This window comes from Cellulosimicrobium sp. AB352, assembly GCF_049538415.1.
GTDB classification, from domain to species: domain Bacteria; phylum Actinomycetota; class Actinomycetes; order Actinomycetales; family Cellulomonadaceae; genus Cellulosimicrobium; species Cellulosimicrobium funkei.
The window spans coordinates 35140-52883 of sequence record NZ_JBMVFX010000025.1; the positions used below are offsets into that span (position 1 = coordinate 35140).

Consider the following 17744-nt stretch of genomic DNA (forward strand, 5'->3'; position numbering starts at 1 on the left):
ACCCGAGGAGAGAGCTGATGGCGTCGATCACCCTCAAGGACATCGTCAAGCGCTACGGCGACGGCTTCCTCGCCGTGGACAACGTCAACCTCGACATCGCGGACGGCGAGTTCGTCATCCTCGTCGGGCCGTCCGGCTCGGGGAAGTCGACGGTCCTGCGCATGATCGTGGGGCTCGAGGACATCACGGCGGGCGAGCTCGAGATCGACGGCGTGCGCGTCAACGAGAAGGCGCCGCGCGAGCGCGACCTCGCGATGGTGTTCCAGAACTACGCGCTCTACCCGCACCTCACGGTCGCGGAGAACATCGCGTTCCCGCTGCGCCTCGCGAAGGGCAAGCACAGCGAGGAGGAGATCCGGGAGAAGGTCGAGCGCGCGGCCGACATGCTCGACCTGCGCGAGCACCTCGACCGCAAGCCCGCGAACCTCTCGGGCGGTCAGCGGCAGCGCGTCGCGATGGGCCGGGCGATCGTGCGCGACGCGAAGGCGTTCCTGTTCGACGAGCCGCTGTCGAACCTCGACGCCAAGCTGCGCGGGCAGACCCGCACCGAGATCGCGCGCCTGCAGCGCCGGCTCGGCACGACGACCGTCTACGTCACCCACGACCAGACCGAGGCCATGACGCTCGGTGACCGCGTCGCCGTCCTGCGCCGCGGCGTGCTCCAGCAGGTCGCGAGCCCGCGCGGCCTCTACGAGCAGCCGGTCAACCTGTTCGTCGCGGGCTTCATCGGCACGCCGCCCATGAACTTCCTGCCCGGCGAGGTCTCGGGCGGGAAGATCACGCTGCCGTTCGGCGAGTTCGACATGCCGGAGAGCATCGCGACGGCCGTCGGCGACCGGGGCCTGGTGATCGTCGGCCTGCGGCCCGAGCACTTCGAGGACGCGCGGCTCGTCGACCCGGCGAAGAAGGACCGGGGCCACACGTTCGAGGCGCAGATCGACGTCACCGAGTGGCTCGGCGCGGAGCTCTACGCCTACGTCCCGTTCGAGATGCACGAGTCCGTGAAGGGGCAGCTCGACGAGCTGGACCGCGAGCTCGACGGCGAGGGCGTGCGCACGCAGTTCGTCGTGGCGCTCGACTCGGCGTCGCGTGCGCGCGACGGCGACGTGACCGACCTGTGGTTCGACCCGACGAAGATGATGATCTTCGACCCGGAGACGAGCGAGAACCTCACGCGCGACACCGCGGAGGCCGAGCGCATCGAGCAGGAGAACGTCGAGGACCGCAAGCGCTCCCTGGAGCGGGCGCAGAAGCAGGACGCGCAGGTCTGACGCAGGTCTCGGCCGCCCGGGCTCGTGCCCGGGCGGCCGACTTGTGCTCAGGCCCGTGGCCGGGCTCTGGGCGGGCTCGTGCCCGGGCTCGTGGGCGCGGCCTCGGAGCCGTGGTCGGGCTCAGCCGAGGGCGAGCTCCGCGCGTCGCGGCGGGTTGGCCCCGGCGCGCGAGACGGTGACGGCGGCGACCGCGACGCAGCGGCGCAGCACGTCGCCGAGCACGGTGGCGTCGATCGCACGCAGCGCCTCGCGCCGGTCCGCGCCGAGCAGGCCGGCCTCCCACAGCCCGTCGAGGAGCGCGCCCATGAACGAGTCGCCCGCGCCGACGGTGTCGACGACCTCGACGCGTGGGGCCGTGACGCGCTGCTCGCCCGCCGCGGTGACGGCGACCGCGCCCTCGCCGCCGAACGTCACGACGACGAGCGCCGGGCCGAGCGCGAGCCACTTGCGCGCGACGGCGACCGGGTTCGCGCCCGGCACGAGCCACGCCACGTCCTCGTCGCTCACCTTGACCACGTCGGCGAGCGCGACGAGCGCCTCGATGCGGGTGCGCGCGTCGGCGGGGTCGCCCATGAGGGCGGGCCGGGCGTTGGGGTCGTACGTGATCGCCGCGGTGTCGCGCGCCGCGGCGACGAGCGCGCGGACGTCGGACGCGCCGGGCTCCAGCACCGCGGCGATGGAGCCCGTGTGCACGGCGAGCGTGCCGGCGTCGGGAGCCGTGCCCGCGGGGACGCGCCACTCCAGGTCGAACTCGTACGTGGCCGCCCCGTGCGCGTCGAGGTGCGCGGTGGCGACGCTCGTCGTGGGGGCGTCGGTGCTGCCGGGCGTGAGGGTCACGGCGGAGTCGTCGAGCCATGCCCGCACCGCCTCGCCGTGCGCGTCCTGCCCGAGCCACGTGGCGAGCCGGGCGTCCCGCCCGAGCCGCCCGAGCGTGAGCGCGACGTTCGCGAGGCTGCCACCGGGGTGCTCCGCGACGCTGCCGTCCGCGCGGTGCACGACGTCGACGAGCGCCTCGCCGACGACGAGGACGTGCTCGGTGGGCGCCGCGGCGGCGGGCTGGGCGGGGTCCGTGCTCGTGCTCATGCGTCGTCTCCGGTCGGGTCGTCGGGGTCGGTCGTGCCGCGTGCCGTCGCGTCGTCCTGCGAGCGCGCGGCGTCGAGGCGGGCGCGCGCGCCGTCGAGCCACTCCTGGCAGCGCGCGGCGAGCGCCTCGCCGCGCTCCCAGAGCGCGAGCGAGTCCTCGAGCGGCTCGCCCCCGGCCTCCAGCCGGGCGACGACCTGCACGAGCTCGTCGCGCGCCTGCTCGTAGGAGAGCGTCGACACGTCGGACGTGACAGCGTTGTCAAAGGAAGTCACGGCAGTATTCAACCCCATCTGTGCGTCGTGGCCCGACCGGTCGTCCGGCGGGCGGTCCAGGGCCGGCGCGCGCGCGTCACGACGCCTCCCGGCCGGGAGCGGGTCCGTCGTCGTGCGTGGCGGTGACCGCCGCGTCCAGCGCGCCGCGCGCGAGTCGCACGCGCACCGCGTCGCCCGTCGCGACGTCGGCGGGGGAGCGGACCACGTGCCCGTCGGCCCGCTGCACGACGGCGTACCCCCGCTCGAGCGTCGAGGCCGGGGACAGGGCCCGCACCTGGGCCTCGAGCCGGCCGACCTCGCCCGCCGCGCGCACGAGCCGCGCGTCGAGCGCCCGGCGTGCCCGGTCCCGCAGCGCCCCGACCCGCTCCTGCCGGTCGGTGAGCATCCGCCCGGGGTCGGCGAGCACGGGCCGGGACCGCAGCGCGTCGAGCCCTGCCTGCTCGCGGGACACGCGCCCCGCGATCGCGCTGCGCAGGCGCTGACGGCCCTGCGCGACGCGGGCGCGCTCCTCCGTCACGTCGGGCACCACCCGCTTGGCCGCCGCCGTCGGGGTCGAGGCGCGGTAGTCCGCGACCAGGTCGAGCAGCGGGCAGTCGGTCTCGTGGCCGATCGCGCTCACGAGCGGCGTGCGGCACGCCGCCGCGACGCGCACGAGCGCCTCGTTCGAGAAGGGCAGGAGGTCCTCGACGGCGCCCCCGCCGCGCGCGACGACGATGACCTCCACCTCCGGGTCGGCGTCGAGCGCGCGGATCGCGTCACCCACCTGCTGCACCGCGTGGGCGCCCTGGACGGCCACCTCGCGGATCTCGAACCGGACCTGGGGCCAGCGGGCGCGCGCGTTGACCACGACGTCGTGCTCCGCCTTGGACTCGCGCCCGCACACCAGCCCGACGACGGCCGGGAGGAACGGCAGCGGCCGCTTGCGGTCGGCGTCGAACAGGCCCTCCGCCGCGAGCACGCGCTTGAGGTGCTCGATCCGCGCGAGCAGCTCGCCCACGCCGACGGGACGGATCTCGCGCGCCTGGAGCTGGAGCGTGCCGCGCCGCGTCCAGAACACCGGCTTCGCGTGCACGACGACGTGCGCGCCCTCCTCCACCGGCGTGCCCTGGAGCACGCGGGACGCGGCCGACACCGGGAGCGACATGTCGAGGTCCGTGTCGCGCAGCGTGAGGAACGCCGTCGACGTGCCCGGGCGCCGGTTGAGCTGGACGACCTGGCCCTCGACCCAGACCGGCGCCATCCGCTCGACGTACTGCTCGATCTTGCGCGACAGGAGCCGGACCGGCCACGGGTGCTCCGCGCTCGTCTCGAGCGCGCGCGCCGGCAGGGGGCCGCGGGCCGCCGGACCGGCGGGCGCGGCACCCGGACGCGGGGCGTCGTCGGGCAGCGGGAGGGAGGCGGTCACGGGACCAGCCTGCCGCACCCCACCCACGCCCACCCAACGCACCGCGGTACCGAGCGCGCCGGCCGGCGCGCCGGTCGAGCGCTCAGGGCGCGAGCAGGTCGACGGTGACGAGGCGGTAGCCCTGCGCGCGCAGGTCGTCGACGATCCCGGGCACGGCGTCGACGGTCGAGGCGTGGATGTCGTGCATGAGCACCACGCTGCCCGGTTGCGCGCCCTCCACCGCGCGGCGTCGCGTCTCCGCGGCGTCGCGCGTCTTCCAGTCGAGCGTGTCGAGGTTCCACAGCACCACCTGGAGCCCGGAGCGGAGCGCGACCGACCGCACGCGGTCGTCGACGTCCCCGTACGGGGGCCGCAGGAGCGTCGGGGTGACCCCCGCGGCGCTCTCGATCGCCGCCTGGGTGCGCGCGAGCTCGTCGCGGACGGCGTCGTCGTCGAGCGTCGTGAGCTGCGGGTGGTCCCAGGTGTGGTTCGCGAGCAGGTGGCCGGCGGCCGCCGTGTCGCGCACGACGTCGGGCCGCTTCTCCACGTTGCTCCCGACGAGGAAGAACGTGGCCGAGACGTGCTTCTCCGCGAGCACCTGCAGGAGCCGCTCGGTGTCGGGCCCGGGCCCGTCGTCGAACGTGAGCGCCACGCACCGCTCGACCGCGCAGTCCACGCCCGTCGCCCGCGCCTGGTCGCGCCGCTGGGCGAGCTGGAGCGCCAGCCGGTCCGACCAGACGGCCTCCGTCGCCGCGAGCACCGCGTCGCGCAGCGCCACGGTCTCGGCGACCGGGGCGCCGCCCGGGCCGGCGTCCAGCGTCGTCGTCGCCTGCGTCAGCAGCCCGTCGAGCGTCGTGCGCGTGCCCTCGTCCGTGACGAGGCCGGCCGACTCCGTGAGGACGGGCCGGCCCTCGGTCGCCGCCGCCTCGAGACCGTCGTACGCCCACTGCCGCTGCGCGGTCGCGACGGGCTCCGCCGCCTCGACGACGGCGGTGGCGGCCTCGTCCAGGGCGTCCGCCGCGGGCTCGGAGCCGGTCACGACCTCGACGTGGACGGCGGGGCGCGAGCCCGGGTGCAGCGGGTTCGGGCGGGACAGGGCGTCCACGGTGCGGTCCTCCTCCGGGTAGGTCACCGGGGTCGTGCGGAGCGTGGTGGCCTCCTGGAGCGCGGCGGCCAGGGGCTCGCGGACCGCCGGGTCGTCCACCTGGCCCTCGCTCGCGGCGAGCAGCGCCGCGCTCGCGACCTCCGCCGCGGTCGTCGGGACGAGCCGCGTGAGGTACGCCGCCTCGGCCCGCGCGCGCCCGTCCGTCGCGTCCTGCGTCACGCGCGCGACCTCGGCGTCGTAGCGCTCGACGGCGGCGACCCACGCGCGGTGCTCCAGCGTCCCGACGACCACGACCGCCGCCGCGACGACGACGAGCAGCAGCGGGACGAGCCACCACCACACGCGGCGGCGTCGTCGGTGCGCGTCGGGCACGGGTGACGTCGTGCCGCCCGGGTCGTCGCTCATGCCCTCGATCTTGGGGGGCGGCGGGACGGACGTCGACCCGGCGCGCCCGGCGGGCGGGTGCGACACGCGTGCCGCACGCCGCGCCTGCGGAGGGTCTGTGTGCGCCTCGCGCGCGGGACGTGACGACGTCGGGGCCGGGCCGTGGGTGAGCGGGCTCACCGGGGTCGGGCGACCGCCGCTCGCCTAGACTCGGGAGCGTGAGCGTCCTCCCCGCCGGCTCGTCCGCGTCCCCGACCGACCGCCCCGTCGCGACCCCTGCCGTCGACGGGACCCGCAAGCGCGTCCTGCTGGCGGCGCCGCGCGGCTACTGCGCGGGCGTCGACCGCGCCGTCGTCGCGGTCGAGAAGGCGCTCGAGCACTACGGCGCGCCGGTCTACGTGCGCAAGGAGATCGTGCACAACAAGTTCGTCGTCGAGACGCTCAGCGAGCGCGGCGCGATCTTCGTCGACGAGACCGACGAGGTGCCCGAGGGCGCGCGCGTCGTGTTCTCCGCCCACGGCGTGTCACCCGCCGTGAAGGCGGCCGCGGCCGCGCGCAACCTCGACACGATCGACGCCACGTGCCCGCTCGTGACGAAGGTGCACAAGGAGGCCGTGCGCTTCGCGAAGGACGACTACGACATCCTGCTCATCGGCCACACGGGCCACGAGGAGGTCGAGGGCACCGCGGGGGAGGCCCCCGACCACGTGCAGGTCGTCGACTCGCCCGACCACGTGGACGACGTCGTGGTCCGCGACCCGGACAAGGTCGTGTGGATCTCCCAGACGACGCTCTCCGTCGACGAGACGATGGAGACGGTCCGCAGGCTGCGGGAGAAGTTCCCGACCCTCCAGGACCCGCCGAGCGACGACATCTGCTACGCGACGCAGAACCGCCAGGTCGCGGTCAAGAAGCTTGCTCCCGACGCGGACGTGGTCATCGTGGTCGGCTCGGCGAACTCGTCCAACTCCGTGCGCCTCGTCGAGGTCGCGCTCCAGGCGGGGGCCGGGGCGTCGTACCGCGTCGACCACGCGAAGGAGATCGACCCGGCCTGGCTCGACGGCGCGACGACCGTGGGCGTGACCTCGGGCGCGTCCGTGCCGGAGATCCTCGTGGACGACGTGCTCGCCTACCTCGCGGAGCGCGGGTTCGGCGCGGTCGAGGAGGTCCGCACGGCGACGGAGGACCTCATGTTCTCGCTGCCGCGCGAGCTGCGCGCCGACCTCAAGGGCTCGACGGCCGACGGCGGGCGCCCCACCCGCGGCGGCCGCACCTCGCTCTCCGTCCAGCCCGTCTGACGCCCGCGCCGGAGCCTTCCGCGGCCGTCGGCCCCGGGGGAGCGGTCAGGCGCTCGCCCCGCCGGCCGACGGCTCCCGCCGAGGCTCGTCGCGGTCGTCGGGGCGCTCGTCGATCGCGACCACGGACTCGTTGACGGACGCGAGCAGCTCGGGCGCACTCACCGCGCTGAGCTGCGGGTTCACCGTCGGGGGCGTCGTCAGCTCGTCGTCGACCACGTGCAGGTCCGCGAACCGGCGCGCGCTGACGAGCACGCGCGTCTCGAGCGAGCCGACCGTCCGGTTGTAGGAGTCCGCGGCGCTCTGGAGCTGGCGCCCGAGCTTCGCCAGGTGCGACCCCATGACCGCGAGCCGCCCGTGGAGCTCCTTGCCGAGCGTGAGGACCTGCTGCGCGTTCGTGGCCAGGGCGTCCTGCCGCCACGCGTAGGCGATCGTCCGCAGCATCGCGACCATCGTCATGGGCGTCGCGATGACGACGTTCTTGGACACCGCGTGCTCGAGGAGCGACGGGTCCTGCTCGACCGCGGCCGAGAGGAACGACTCCGCCGGGACGAACATGACGACGAACTCCGGTGCCGGGCCGAACTGGTCCCAGTAGCGCTTGGCGCCGAGGTCGTCGACGTGCTTGCGCATGTGGCGGGCGTGGGCGGCCAGGCGGTCCGCGCGCACGGCCGGATCGGTGGCGCCCTGCGCGTCGAGGTAGCCGAGGAACGCGACCTTCGCGTCGACCACGACCTGCTTGCCGCCCGCGAGCCGCACGACCATGTCCGGGCGCAGCGCGCCGTCGTCGGTCGCGACCTGGTCCTGCTCGACGAAGTCGACGTGGGGGAGCATGCCCGCCGCCTCGACGACGCGGCGGAGCTGGAGCTCGCCCCACGCGCCCCGCACCTGCGACGAGCGCAGGGCCGTCACGAGCTGCGACGTCTCGGCGCGCAGCAGCTCGGACGCGTCGCGCACCCCGCGCACCTGCTCCGCGAGGCTCCCGTGCGCGGCGAGGCGGGCCCGCTCGGCCTCGGCGACCTCCGCGCGCACCTTCTCCAGCGCCCCGGCGAGCGGCTCGACCAGGTGGCGCACGGCCTCCTCGCGGCGCGCGAGCTCGGCCGCCCCCTGCTCCTGGCTGCGCCGCATGCGCTCCTCCGCCTGCACGAGGAACTGCTCCGTGCCCGCGGCGAGCACCTTGCGCGAGAGCGCCTCGAACTGGGCCTCGAGCCGCCGGTGGTCGCCCTGGATCTCCGCGACGCGGCGCTCGGCCGCGGCCCGCAGCTCCGCGAGCTGCTGCTCGTGGGTGGCCCGGGCGAGGTCGAGCCGCTCGTCCGCGCTGCGCTGGGCCGCGCCGAGCTGGCGCGCGAAGCCCTCGCGCTCCGCCTCGAGCCGTTCGGCGAGGCCCGCGCCGCGCGCGGCGTCCTGCTGCGCCTGGCCCAGGAGCTGGGTGAGACGGCGGACCTCCGCGCCCGCGGCGTCGGGCGAGGCGCGCCGCACCGCGAGCACGAGCGCGGCGCCGACCACCAGCCCCAGCACGAGTCCGACGGCGAAGAGCAACCATCCCGAGGAGTCCATGGCCGCACCCTCCCACGGGGCACCGACAGCACGGCCGGTCGGCGCGCGGGCGGGCGCCGTCGCGCAGGTCGTGACAAAAGGCACCGCCCCGCGGCCGAGGGCTCGGCTACCTTGGCGCCATGGTCGATCCCCACCCCGCCCCACCTGTCGCGCCCGCCGGCGCGCCCGCCCCCGGCAGCGTGCCGGGCGCCGCGCCCGACCCCCGACCCACGGCTCCGCCGGGACAGCCCGCGCCCCCGGACCCCACCGCCGCGCTGTCCCTGCGCGCCCTGTGGAAGCGCTTCGGGGAGAAGATCGCGGTCGCCGGCATCGACCTGGACGTGCCGGCGGGCTCGTTCTACGGGCTCGTGGGCCCCAACGGCGCCGGCAAGACGACGACGCTCTCCATGGCGACGGGCCTCCTGCGGCCCGACGCCGGCTCCGCGCACGTCCACGGGACGGACCTGTGGGCCGACCCGGTCGCGGGCAAGCGCCAGCTCGGCGTCCTGCCCGACGGCGTCCGGCTCTTCGACCGCCTCACCGGCGCCCAGCTCGTGACCTACGCGGGCCTGCTGCGCGGCATGGACCGCGACACGGTGGCGGAGCGCACCACGGAGCTGCTCGCGGCCCTCGACCTCGCGAAGGACGCCAACACGTTCGTCGTCGACTACTCCGCGGGCATGACGAAGAAGATCGCGCTCGCGACCGCGCTCATCCACGCGCCGCGCACGCTCGTGCTCGACGAGCCGTTCGAGGCCGTCGACCCGGTCTCCGCGGCCAACATCCGCGACATCCTCGCCGGCTACGTCGCCAGCGGCGGGACGGTCGTGGTGTCGTCGCACGTCATGGACCTCGTCCAGCGCATGTGCGACCACGTGGCGGTCGTCGCGGGCGGGCACGTCCTCGCGGCCGGCACCGTGGACGCGGTGCGCGGCGACCAGAGCCTGGAAGACCGGTTCGTCGAGCTCGTGGGCGGTCGGCAGAGCACGGAGGGCCTCGCGTGGTTGCGCAGTTCGTAAGGCTCAAGCTCACGCTCATGGGGAACGCGTTCCGCCGGAGCGTGTGGCAGACCATCGGCTTCGTCGTCGGGGTCCTCTACGGGCTGTTCGTCGTCGGGATGCTCGTCGTCGGGATGGTCGTCCTCGGCACCGAGGACGCCGCGCTCGCGGGCTCGATCACGATCCTCGCCGGGGCGCTCGCCGTCCTCGGGTGGTGGGTGATCCCGCTCTTCGCGTTCGGCGTGGACGCGACCCTCGACCCGCAGCGCTTCGTGCTGTTCGGCATCCCGCAGCGCCGGCTGCTCGCCGGCCTCGCCGTGGCGGGCGTCGTCTCGATCCCGGGCATCGTCACGGCCCTCGCGGCGCTCGGCGCGTCGTTCGCGTGGTGGCGCACGCCCCTCGCGGTCCTCGCCGCGCTCGTGGGCGCCGTCGTCGCGGTCGCGCTGTGCGTCGTCGGCTCGCGCGCGACGACGACGGCGCTCGCGCCCCTGCTCGAGTCGCGGCGCTACCGCGAGGTCGTGACGATCGCCGCGTTCGTGCCGCTCGTCCTCATCGGGCCCGCGTTCGCGTGGCTGGGGTCCCAGCTGGGCGGGGGCCCCGTCGACGGCGACGCGGTGCGCGGCATGGTGACGCGCCTCGCCGACGTCGCGGCCTGGACGCCGTTCGGCGCGCCGTGGGGCCTCGGCGCCGCGGTGCACGACGGCGCGTGGGGCCTCGCGCTCGCGCGGCTCGTCGTCGCGCTGGCGACCCTCGCGGTCGCGTGGGTCGTGTGGGACAAGGCGCTCGCGCGCGCCCTCGTCACGCCGCCCACCTCCGGCGGGGGCGGCCGCGCGAAGGGTCTCGGCTTCTTCTCGCGCTTCCCGGCGACGCCCACGGGCGCCGTCGCCGCACGCACGGCCACCTACTGGCTGCGCGACCCGCGCTACTCCGGGTCGATCGCGGTCGTGCCGCTCATCCCCGTCGTGCTGCTCGTCGTCGGCGGCGGCACCGGCTCGGAGATCTTCCTCGCGCTCGCGCCCTTCACGGCGTGGATCCTCGGGTTCTCCATCTCGGCGGACATCGCCTACGACCACACCGCGTTCGCGCTCCACGTGTCGTCGGGCGTCCCGGGACGGGCGGACCGCTGGGGCCGGGCGCTCCCCGTGCTCGTCGCCGGCGGCGCCGTGTCCTTGCTGTTCGCGGTGGTCTCCGTCGCGGTGGCCGGGCGCTGGGACGCGCTGCCCGCGCTGCTCGGCCTCACCGCGGGCGTGCTGCTCACCTCGACCGGCATCTCCAGCGCGACGTCGGCGCGCCTGCTCTACCCGGTGCCCAAGCCGGGCGACAGCCCGTTCAAGCAGCCGCAGGGCGCCGCGATGGCGACCCTCGTCGCCCAGACGGTCGCGATGCTCCTCGTCCTGGCGCTGTCCCTCCCGTTCCTCGTCCCGGGCGTCATCGCGATCGTCGCCGACCTGCCCGTCCTCGGGTGGGTCACCCTCGCGGTCGGCGTGGTCGTGGGTGCCGTGGTGCTCGTGCTCGGCGTGCGGTGGGGTGCCCGCACCTACGACCGCCGGGCGCCCGAGCTGCTCCAGCGCGTGCTGTCGTACGCCTGACGCGCGGGCCGGGACCGCGCGCCGCGGTCCCGGCCCGTAGACTCGGCCGACGTGGCACTCACTATCGGCATCGTCGGCCTGCCCAACGTCGGCAAGTCCACCCTCTTCAACGCCCTGACGCGCAACCAGGTCCTCGCCGCGAACTACCCGTTCGCGACGATCGACCCGAACGTCGGCGTCGTGTCCCTCCCGGACCCGCGCCTCGACAAGCTCGCCGAGATCTTCGGCAGCCAGCGCGTCCTGCCCGCCACGGTGTCGTTCGTCGACATCGCGGGCATCGTCAAGGGCGCGAGCGAGGGGGAGGGGCTCGGCAACAAGTTCCTCGCGAACATCCGCGAGGCCGACGCCATCTGCCAGGTGACGCGCGCGTTCTCCGACCCGGACGTCGTCCGCGTTGAGGGCTCGACGGACGCCGAGGGCGACATCGAGACCATCAGCACCGAGCTGATCCTCGCCGACCTCCAGACGCTCGAGAAGACGGTCCCGCGCCTCGAGAAGGAGGTCCGGATCAAGAAGGGCGACGCCGCCCTCCTCGACGCGGCCCAGAAGGCCCAGGCGGTCCTCGAGGCCGGCACGACCCTCTTCCAGGGTGCGGCCGCCGCGGGTCTCGACCTCGCGGACGTCGCGAGCCTGCAGCTCCTCACGGCGAAGCCGTTCATCTACGTCTTCAACACCGACGACGCGGGCCTCGCCGACGAGGACCTCCAGGCGCGCCTGCGCGCGCTCGTCGCGCCCGCCCAGGCGATCTTCCTCGACGCCAAGTTCGAGTCCGAGCTCGTCGAGCTCGAGCCCGACGAGGCGAAGGAGATGCTCGCGGAGTCGGGGCAGGCGGAGGCCGGCCTCGACCAGCTCGCGCGCGTCGGCTTCGACACGCTCGGCCTGCAGACGTACCTCACCGCCGGGCCCAAGGAGGCCCGCGCGTGGACCATCCGCAAGGGGTGGACGGCGCCCCAGGCGGCCGGGGTCATCCACACCGACTTCGAGCGCGGCTTCATCAAGGCGGAGGTCGTCTCGTTCGAGGACCTCGTCGAGACCGGCTCCGTCGCTGCGGCGCGTGCCGCGGGCAAGGCGCGCGTCGAGGGCAAGGACTACGTCATGGCCGACGGCGACGTGGTGGAGTTCCGCTTCAACGTCTGAGACGCAGGTCACAGCCCTGGACGCCCGCCGCATCGTGAGACGCGGCGGGCGTCCACGCGTCCGGGGCCGGAGGTTTCGCGCGTGTTTCCCGGCCGTCGCGGCCCGGAAACGCGCCCGTACCGGCCAGTATCAACTCGGTAACGATCACCTGCCGCAACCGGGCAAGGGGGAGATCCTTCGCAACTTGCTGGGTAGCGTGGCCTCAAACCGTGGTGGGCATGCCCGTCCACGCGCGCCGACCCCCGGGCGAGCGCGCGAGCGACGGGGCGGCCGAGGGGCGATCGACGCCCGCTCGTCCGCGCCCACCATCCCTTGGAGGAGGAACATTGAAGATCAGGCGCACGAGTGCCGCCCTGGCCGTGACGGTCACGGGGGCGCTGCTGTTCTCGGCGTGCAGCGGCACGTCGGGTGAGGGCGAGACCGACGGCGGCGACGACGCGGGCATCAACACCGCGACCGCCGTCACCGTCGCGTGGGAGGCTCCGCTCAACGAGCTCAACCTGAGCTCCCAGAACGGCAACGCGACGCAGAACGCCGTCATCAACTACATGCTCAACTCGGGCTTCAGCTACTACGACGCCGACCTGAACATCGTCAAGGACGAGTCGTTCGGCACGTACGAGAAGCTCTCGGACGACCCGCTGACGGTGAAGTACACGTTCGGCGACGACACCAAGTGGTCGGACGGCACGCCGGTCGACGCGACGGAGATTCTGCTGGACTGGGCCGGTCAGTCCGGCAAGTTCAACACGGTCGAGGCCCAGACGGACGAAGAGGGCAACGTCACGAACCAGGCCGAGGTGGACGCCGGTGTCTACTTCGACGGCTCGGACCCGGGCGTCGCGCTCATCTCGCAGAACCCCGAGATCTCGGACGACAACAAGTCGATCACCGTCGTGTACGACAAGCCGTTCGGTGACTGGGAGCTCAGCTGGACGAACGAGTTCGTCCCGGCGCACGTCGTGGGCCAGAAGGCGCTCGAGATCGAGGACCCGGAGGAGGCCAAGGCCGCCGTCCGCGACGCGATCCTCAACAACGACACCGCGGCGCTGGCGAAGATCTCGAAGTTCTGGAACGAGGGCTTCGAGTTCACCTCGCTGCCGGACGACCCGTCGCTCTACGTCTCCAACGGCGCCTACACGCTGGAGGAGTACAAGGAGAACCAGTACCTCACGCTCAAGGCGAACCCGGACTTCAAGGGCAAGAACAAGGGCTCGGTCGAGACGATCACGGTCCGGTACATCGACGACCCGATGGCCCAGGTCCAGGCGCTCGAGAACGGTGAGGTCGACCTGATCGGCCCGCAGGCCTCCGCGGACGTCCGCACGGCGCTCGAGGGCCTCGACGGCGTCGAGACCCACTCGGGCATCGAGGGCACGTACGAGCACGTCGACCTGGTCTTCCAGAACGGTGGTCCGTTCGACGCCAACACCTACGGTGGCGACGCCGAGAAGGCCAAGGCCGTGCGCCAGGCGTTCCTGCTGACGATCCCGCGCCAGACGATCGTCGACAACCTCATCAAGCCGCTGAACCCGGACGCCGAGGTGCGCAACTCGAACATCCTGCTCCCGGGGTCGCCGAACTACGACCAGATGGTCGCCGAGAACGGCTCCGACTTCTACCCGCCGGCGGGTGACATCGAGAAGGCGAAGCAGCTGCTCGCCGACGCCGGCGTCGCCACCCCGGTCAAGGTGCGCTTCGCGTACAACAACGAGAACACGCGTCGCGTGAACGAGCTCGCGCTCATCACCGACACCGCGGCCCAGGCCGGCTTCGAGATCGTCGACACGGGCCGCCCGGCCGCCGAGTGGGGCACGCTCCTCGCCACCGGCCAGGACCAGTACGACGCGTCGCTCTTCGGCTGGCAGTCGACCTCGACCGCGGTCACCGAGTCGGACGCGAACTTCCGCTGGGCCCCGAACCCGGGCGTCAACAACTACGGCAAGTACAACAACCCCGCCGTGGACGCCGCGCTCGACAAGCTCCAGGTCTCGACCGACCCGGAGGAGCAGTTCCAGCTCCAGCTCGAGGTCGAGAAGAACCTCTGGGCCGACGGCTTCGGCGTGACGATCTTCCAGTTCCCCGCCATCCAGGGCTGGGACGAGAACCTGAAGGGCGTCGAGTCGATCACGATCAGCCCGACGATCTTCCACGGGTTCTGGAACTGGACGTTCGAGGGCTGAGTGCCCTGAGTCCGTGACGCGCCCTGCCGCCGCCCCGTGCGGCGGCAGGGTCGTCCAGGTGTGAGACCGGGGGTCCCGGCGGCTTTCCGCCCGGGGCCCCCGGTCCTCGCGTGCACCCGCCCCGACGCCCAGACCCGCGGCGTCCCGGGCCCTCGGTTCACGACCACGCGAGACCCGCGCGTAGAATCGACCGGCCCCTGACCCGGGGTCCCTACCGACCAGCGAGGTAAGACCTCCGATGTTCTCCTTCATCTCGCGGCGTGTGCTGGCAGGGTTGGCGACCCTCCTCGTGTCCACGTTCGCGATGTACCTGCTCGTCGACGCCGCGATCCGGCCGTACATCTTCGCGGATCTCGAGTCGAGCACGAAGCCCAACAAGGCCCAGCTGATCGCCCAGCGCACCGCCGACCTCGATCTCGACACCCCGTCGGTGATCCGCTACTTCAAGTGGCTCGGCGACTTCGTGACCGGTGACCTCGGCACGGCCTGGCAGAGTGGCCAGTCCGTCTCGACCCTGCTCCAGGGCGCGGTCATCTCGACGATCCAGCTCGTCGCCGCCGCGACCGTCCTTGCCGTGGTCTTCGGCGTCATGGTCGGCATCGTCAGCGCGCTGCGGCAGTACAGCACCTTCGACTACCTGACGATCTTCGTCTCGTTCGTGCTCTACTCGCTCCCGGCCTTCTGGGTCGCCGTCCTGCTCAAGCAGTGGGGCGCGATCGGCTTCAACGACTTCCTCCGCGACCCGAACCTCTCGATCCTCGTGATCGTGGGCATCGGCGCGATCTCCGGCCTGCTGTGGTCCCTCGCCTTCGGCGGGACCGCGCGGCGGCGGCTCACGGTCTTCGGCCTGGGCTTCGCGGCGAGCGCGCTCGCGCTGCTCTACCTGCAGCTCTCCGGCTGGTGGGAGAAGCCGAACCTCGGGCCGGTCATCATCGTCGTCACGGGCGCCGCGCTGGCCTTCGCCATCACCGCGCTCGTCTCGGGCCTGAAGAACCGCCGCGCCCTGTACGCGTCGCTCACCACGGTCCTGATCGGGGTCGTCGTCTACTTCCCGATCCAGTCGGTCCTCAAGCAGGTCGACAACTGGTGGATCGTGCTGGTGCTCGCCGTGGTCACCGTCGGCGTCGGCATCGGGGTCGGGTACGCGTGGGGCGGTCCCGACAAGGGCGTGTCCGCGCGTGCTGCGGCCATCACCGCGTTCCTCGTCGGGTCCATGGTCTTCGTCGACAAGGTGATGTCGGTCTGGCCCGCGTACTTCGGCGCACCGGCGATCAACGGCCGGCCCATCCCGACGATCGGCAACAGCACGCCGAACCTCGGCGGCAACTTCTGGGTGCAGGTCCTCGACCAGTACACCCACCTGCTGCTCCCGACGATCGCGCTCGTGCTCATCCAGTTCGCCGGGTACACCCGCTACTCGCGCGCGAGCATGCTCGAGGTGATGAGCCAGGACTACATCCGCACGGCGCGGGCGAAGGGTCTGCCGGAGCGGACCGTCGTCATGCGCCACGGGTTCCGCAACACGCTGATCCCGCTCGCGACGATCGTCCCGATCGACGTCATCACGCTCCTGGGCGGCGCGATCATCACCGAGAAGGTGTTCGCCCGGCCCGGCATGGGCCTGCTCTTCCTCAACGCGCTGCAACGCGGCGAGATCGACCCCGTCATGGCGTACCTCGTCATCGTCGCGGCCCTCGCCATCATCGCCAACATCGTGGCTGACCTCATCTACGCAGCCCTCGACCCGCGGATCCGGGTGAACGCATGACCAACACACCGAACGACGCGTCGCAGAGCGGCGCGGTCGAGAACCAGATCGAGCTGCGCGAGGTCGAGGGCCTGTCCCAGGGCCAGATCGTCCGCCGTCGCTTCTTCCACCACAAGGGCGCCGTGGTCGCGCTCGTCGTGCTGATCGGCATCGTCGCGCTCGCGATCACCTCGATCGGCATCGGCGGCTGGCAGGGCTGGTACGCCTACAAGCCGTCCGGGCAGGGGTCCACGTACCCCCTGGTCAACGGCGGTGCACCGTCCGAGGCGCACATCTTCGGCCAGGACGAGGCAGGTCGTGACGTGTTCGCCCGCGTCATGCAGGGCACCCAGACCTCGTTGCTCGTCGTGCTCTCCGTCGGCGTCATCGCGACGATCGCGGGCGTCCTCGTCGGGGCGCTCTCCGGGTACTACCGCGGTCGTACCGACTCGTGGCTGATGCGGTTCACGGACCTCATCATCACGATGCCGGTCATCGTCATCGGTGCGGTGCTGGCCCTGCTCTCGGGCGGCAGCAACGCGCTCATCCTCGGGGCGTTCCTCGGGCTCGTGCTGTGGCCGCCGCTCGCGCGCCTCGTGCGCGGCGAGTTCCTCTCGCTGCGCGAGCGCGAGTTCGTCGACGCCGCCCGGGTCGCGGGCGCGAGCGACACGCGGATCATCTTCAAGCACATGCTGCCGAACGCGGTCGGCGTGATCATCGTCAACGTCACGCTGCTCATGAGCTCGGCGATCCTGCTGGAGACCGCGCTGAGCTACCTCGGCGTCGGTATCCAGGCGCCGGCGACCTCGCTCGGCAAGCTCATCAGCGACTACCAGGAGGCGTTCGCGACGCGTCCGTGGCTGTTCTGGTGGCCGGGTCTGTTCATCGTCGCCATCGCGCTGTGCGTCAACTTCATCGGTGACGGCCTGCGCGACGCGTTCGACCCCCGTCAGAAGCGCATCCCCTCCGAGCGCAAGATGGCCCGCGCGAAGCGCGTCGCCCGCCCGACGGCCGCCACGGCGCCGAGCGCGACCGGCGAGGCCGGGGCCAGCTGATGACCGCCGTCGTCGCCGCCCGCCCGGGAGGTCGTGGACCTCTCGGGCGGCGCGGCGCGCCGCGGTCAGGCGGTGAGCGCCACGACCGTCCCCACCGCGAGCGCGCCCAGCACGGCGAGCTGCACGACGTGCCACGTCGTGCGGGCGCCGGGGGCGCCCTGGACCGCCCGGTCGAGGTGGCCGGCCGCCGTGAGCATCGCGTGGCGCTGTGTCACGGCGTCGGCCACGGCCTCGGCGCTCGCGCCGGTGACCACCTGCTCCTGGCCGACGGCGCGCCGTCGCGAGCTGCGCAGCCAGCGGGCCGTGCCGCTCGAGCGGGGCGCGGACCACGCGGTCACGCGTCCGCCGGCGTAGCGCACCTCGAGCGAGTAGCGGGTGTCGACGCCCTCGTACGCCGTCCACGGCACGTGCACGGTGCGCGTGACGTTGCGGACCTCGACCCCGCCGTCGGACACCTCGACGGCGGGACGCCAGAACAGCATCCAGACGAGGTACGTCACGAGCGCGGCGGGCACCAGTGCGCCGACGACCGCGCCGACGTCCCCCGTCAGGGCCGTGCTCACGCCCAGGGCGACGGCGACGACGCCCGTCGCCACCGTGAGAACTCGGCCGTACGTCGAACGGAAGACCAGCGTGGGACCCATGCGCCCATGCTCGCAGAGTCGCGGCGCCACGAGCGCCGGCTCCGGCAGGAAGGACACTGAT

General features: G+C 73.3%; 14 protein-coding genes. 8 read left to right on the plus strand and 6 right to left on the minus strand.

Features of this window, described 5'->3' with window-relative positions:
* Positions 1-17: 17 nt before the first annotated feature.
* Complete coding sequence (locus ACPCUX_RS16210; RefSeq protein WP_021482413.1) at positions 18-1271, plus strand: ABC transporter ATP-binding protein; 1254 nt, start codon at positions 18-20, stop codon at positions 1269-1271.
* Between the two features lie 120 nt (positions 1272-1391).
* On the opposite strand, the gene ACPCUX_RS16215 is transcribed toward ACPCUX_RS16210, so the two are convergent.
* The 4 genes from ACPCUX_RS16215 to ACPCUX_RS16230 form a co-directional block, all read right to left on the minus strand.
* Complete coding sequence (locus ACPCUX_RS16215; protein WP_085388275.1) at positions 1392-2354, minus strand: carbohydrate kinase family protein; 963 nt, start codon at positions 2352-2354, stop codon at positions 1392-1394.
* Positions 2351-2644 (minus strand): exodeoxyribonuclease VII small subunit, encoded by a 294-nt coding sequence (locus ACPCUX_RS16220; protein ID WP_051028398.1) that lies wholly within the window; start codon positions 2642-2644, stop codon positions 2351-2353. Before ACPCUX_RS16220 ends, ACPCUX_RS16215 begins: the two co-directional genes overlap by 4 nt.
* Before the next feature lie 58 nt (positions 2645-2702).
* Entirely contained in the window at positions 2703-4031 is a 1329-nt protein-coding gene (gene xseA, locus ACPCUX_RS16225; RefSeq protein WP_423389169.1) for an exodeoxyribonuclease VII large subunit, read from the minus strand.
* Positions 4032-4113: 82 nt separating this feature from the next.
* Entirely contained in the window at positions 4114-5520 is a 1407-nt protein-coding gene (locus tag ACPCUX_RS16230) for a polysaccharide deacetylase family protein (protein ID WP_157446661.1), read from the minus strand.
* Positions 5521-5717: 197 nt separating this feature from the next.
* Between ACPCUX_RS16230 and ACPCUX_RS16235 the strand changes: the two genes are divergently transcribed.
* Positions 5718-6797, plus strand: a complete 1080-nt coding sequence (locus ACPCUX_RS16235; protein WP_051028399.1) for a 4-hydroxy-3-methylbut-2-enyl diphosphate reductase — start codon at positions 5718-5720, stop codon at positions 6795-6797.
* Between the two features lie 45 nt (positions 6798-6842).
* Here the strand turns inward: ACPCUX_RS16235 and rmuC are convergent, their stop codons facing one another.
* On the minus strand, positions 6843-8351 hold the full coding sequence (gene rmuC, locus ACPCUX_RS16240) for a DNA recombination protein RmuC (protein ID WP_081600197.1): 1509 nt from the start codon (positions 8349-8351) through the stop codon (positions 6843-6845).
* Positions 8352-8470: 119 nt separating this feature from the next.
* Here rmuC and ACPCUX_RS16245 point away from each other — a divergent pair, with 119 nt between their 5' ends.
* From ACPCUX_RS16245 to ACPCUX_RS16270, 6 genes are all read left to right on the plus strand, one after another.
* Complete coding sequence (locus tag ACPCUX_RS16245; protein WP_137280212.1) at positions 8471-9349, plus strand: ABC transporter ATP-binding protein; 879 nt, start codon at positions 8471-8473, stop codon at positions 9347-9349.
* Positions 9331-10917 (plus strand): hypothetical protein, encoded by a 1587-nt coding sequence (locus ACPCUX_RS16250; protein ID WP_423389170.1) that lies wholly within the window; start codon positions 9331-9333, stop codon positions 10915-10917. Before ACPCUX_RS16245 ends, ACPCUX_RS16250 begins: the two co-directional genes overlap by 19 nt.
* 51 nt (positions 10918-10968) lie before the next feature.
* On the plus strand, positions 10969-12054 hold the full coding sequence (ychF, locus tag ACPCUX_RS16255) for a redox-regulated ATPase YchF (protein WP_175008006.1): 1086 nt from the start codon (positions 10969-10971) through the stop codon (positions 12052-12054).
* A 326-nt stretch (positions 12055-12380) separates the two neighbouring features.
* Complete coding sequence (locus tag ACPCUX_RS16260; protein WP_249355850.1) at positions 12381-14237, plus strand: ABC transporter family substrate-binding protein; 1857 nt, start codon at positions 12381-12383, stop codon at positions 14235-14237.
* A gap of 238 nt (positions 14238-14475) precedes the next feature.
* Positions 14476-16005 carry an ABC transporter permease gene (locus tag ACPCUX_RS16265; RefSeq protein ID WP_021482266.1) on the plus strand — a complete coding sequence of 510 codons (1530 nt, stop codon included), beginning with the start codon at positions 14476-14478 and terminating at the stop codon, positions 16003-16005.
* Positions 16002-17039, plus strand: a complete 1038-nt coding sequence (locus tag ACPCUX_RS16270; RefSeq protein ID WP_043654598.1) for an ABC transporter permease — start codon at positions 16002-16004, stop codon at positions 17037-17039. Before ACPCUX_RS16265 ends, ACPCUX_RS16270 begins: the two co-directional genes overlap by 4 nt.
* Positions 17040-17104: 65 nt before the next feature.
* Here ACPCUX_RS16270 and ACPCUX_RS16275 read toward each other — a convergent pair whose 3' ends face one another.
* Positions 17105-17683 (minus strand): PH domain-containing protein, encoded by a 579-nt coding sequence (locus tag ACPCUX_RS16275; protein ID WP_081599989.1) that lies wholly within the window; start codon positions 17681-17683, stop codon positions 17105-17107.
* Positions 17684-17744 lie beyond the last annotated feature (61 nt).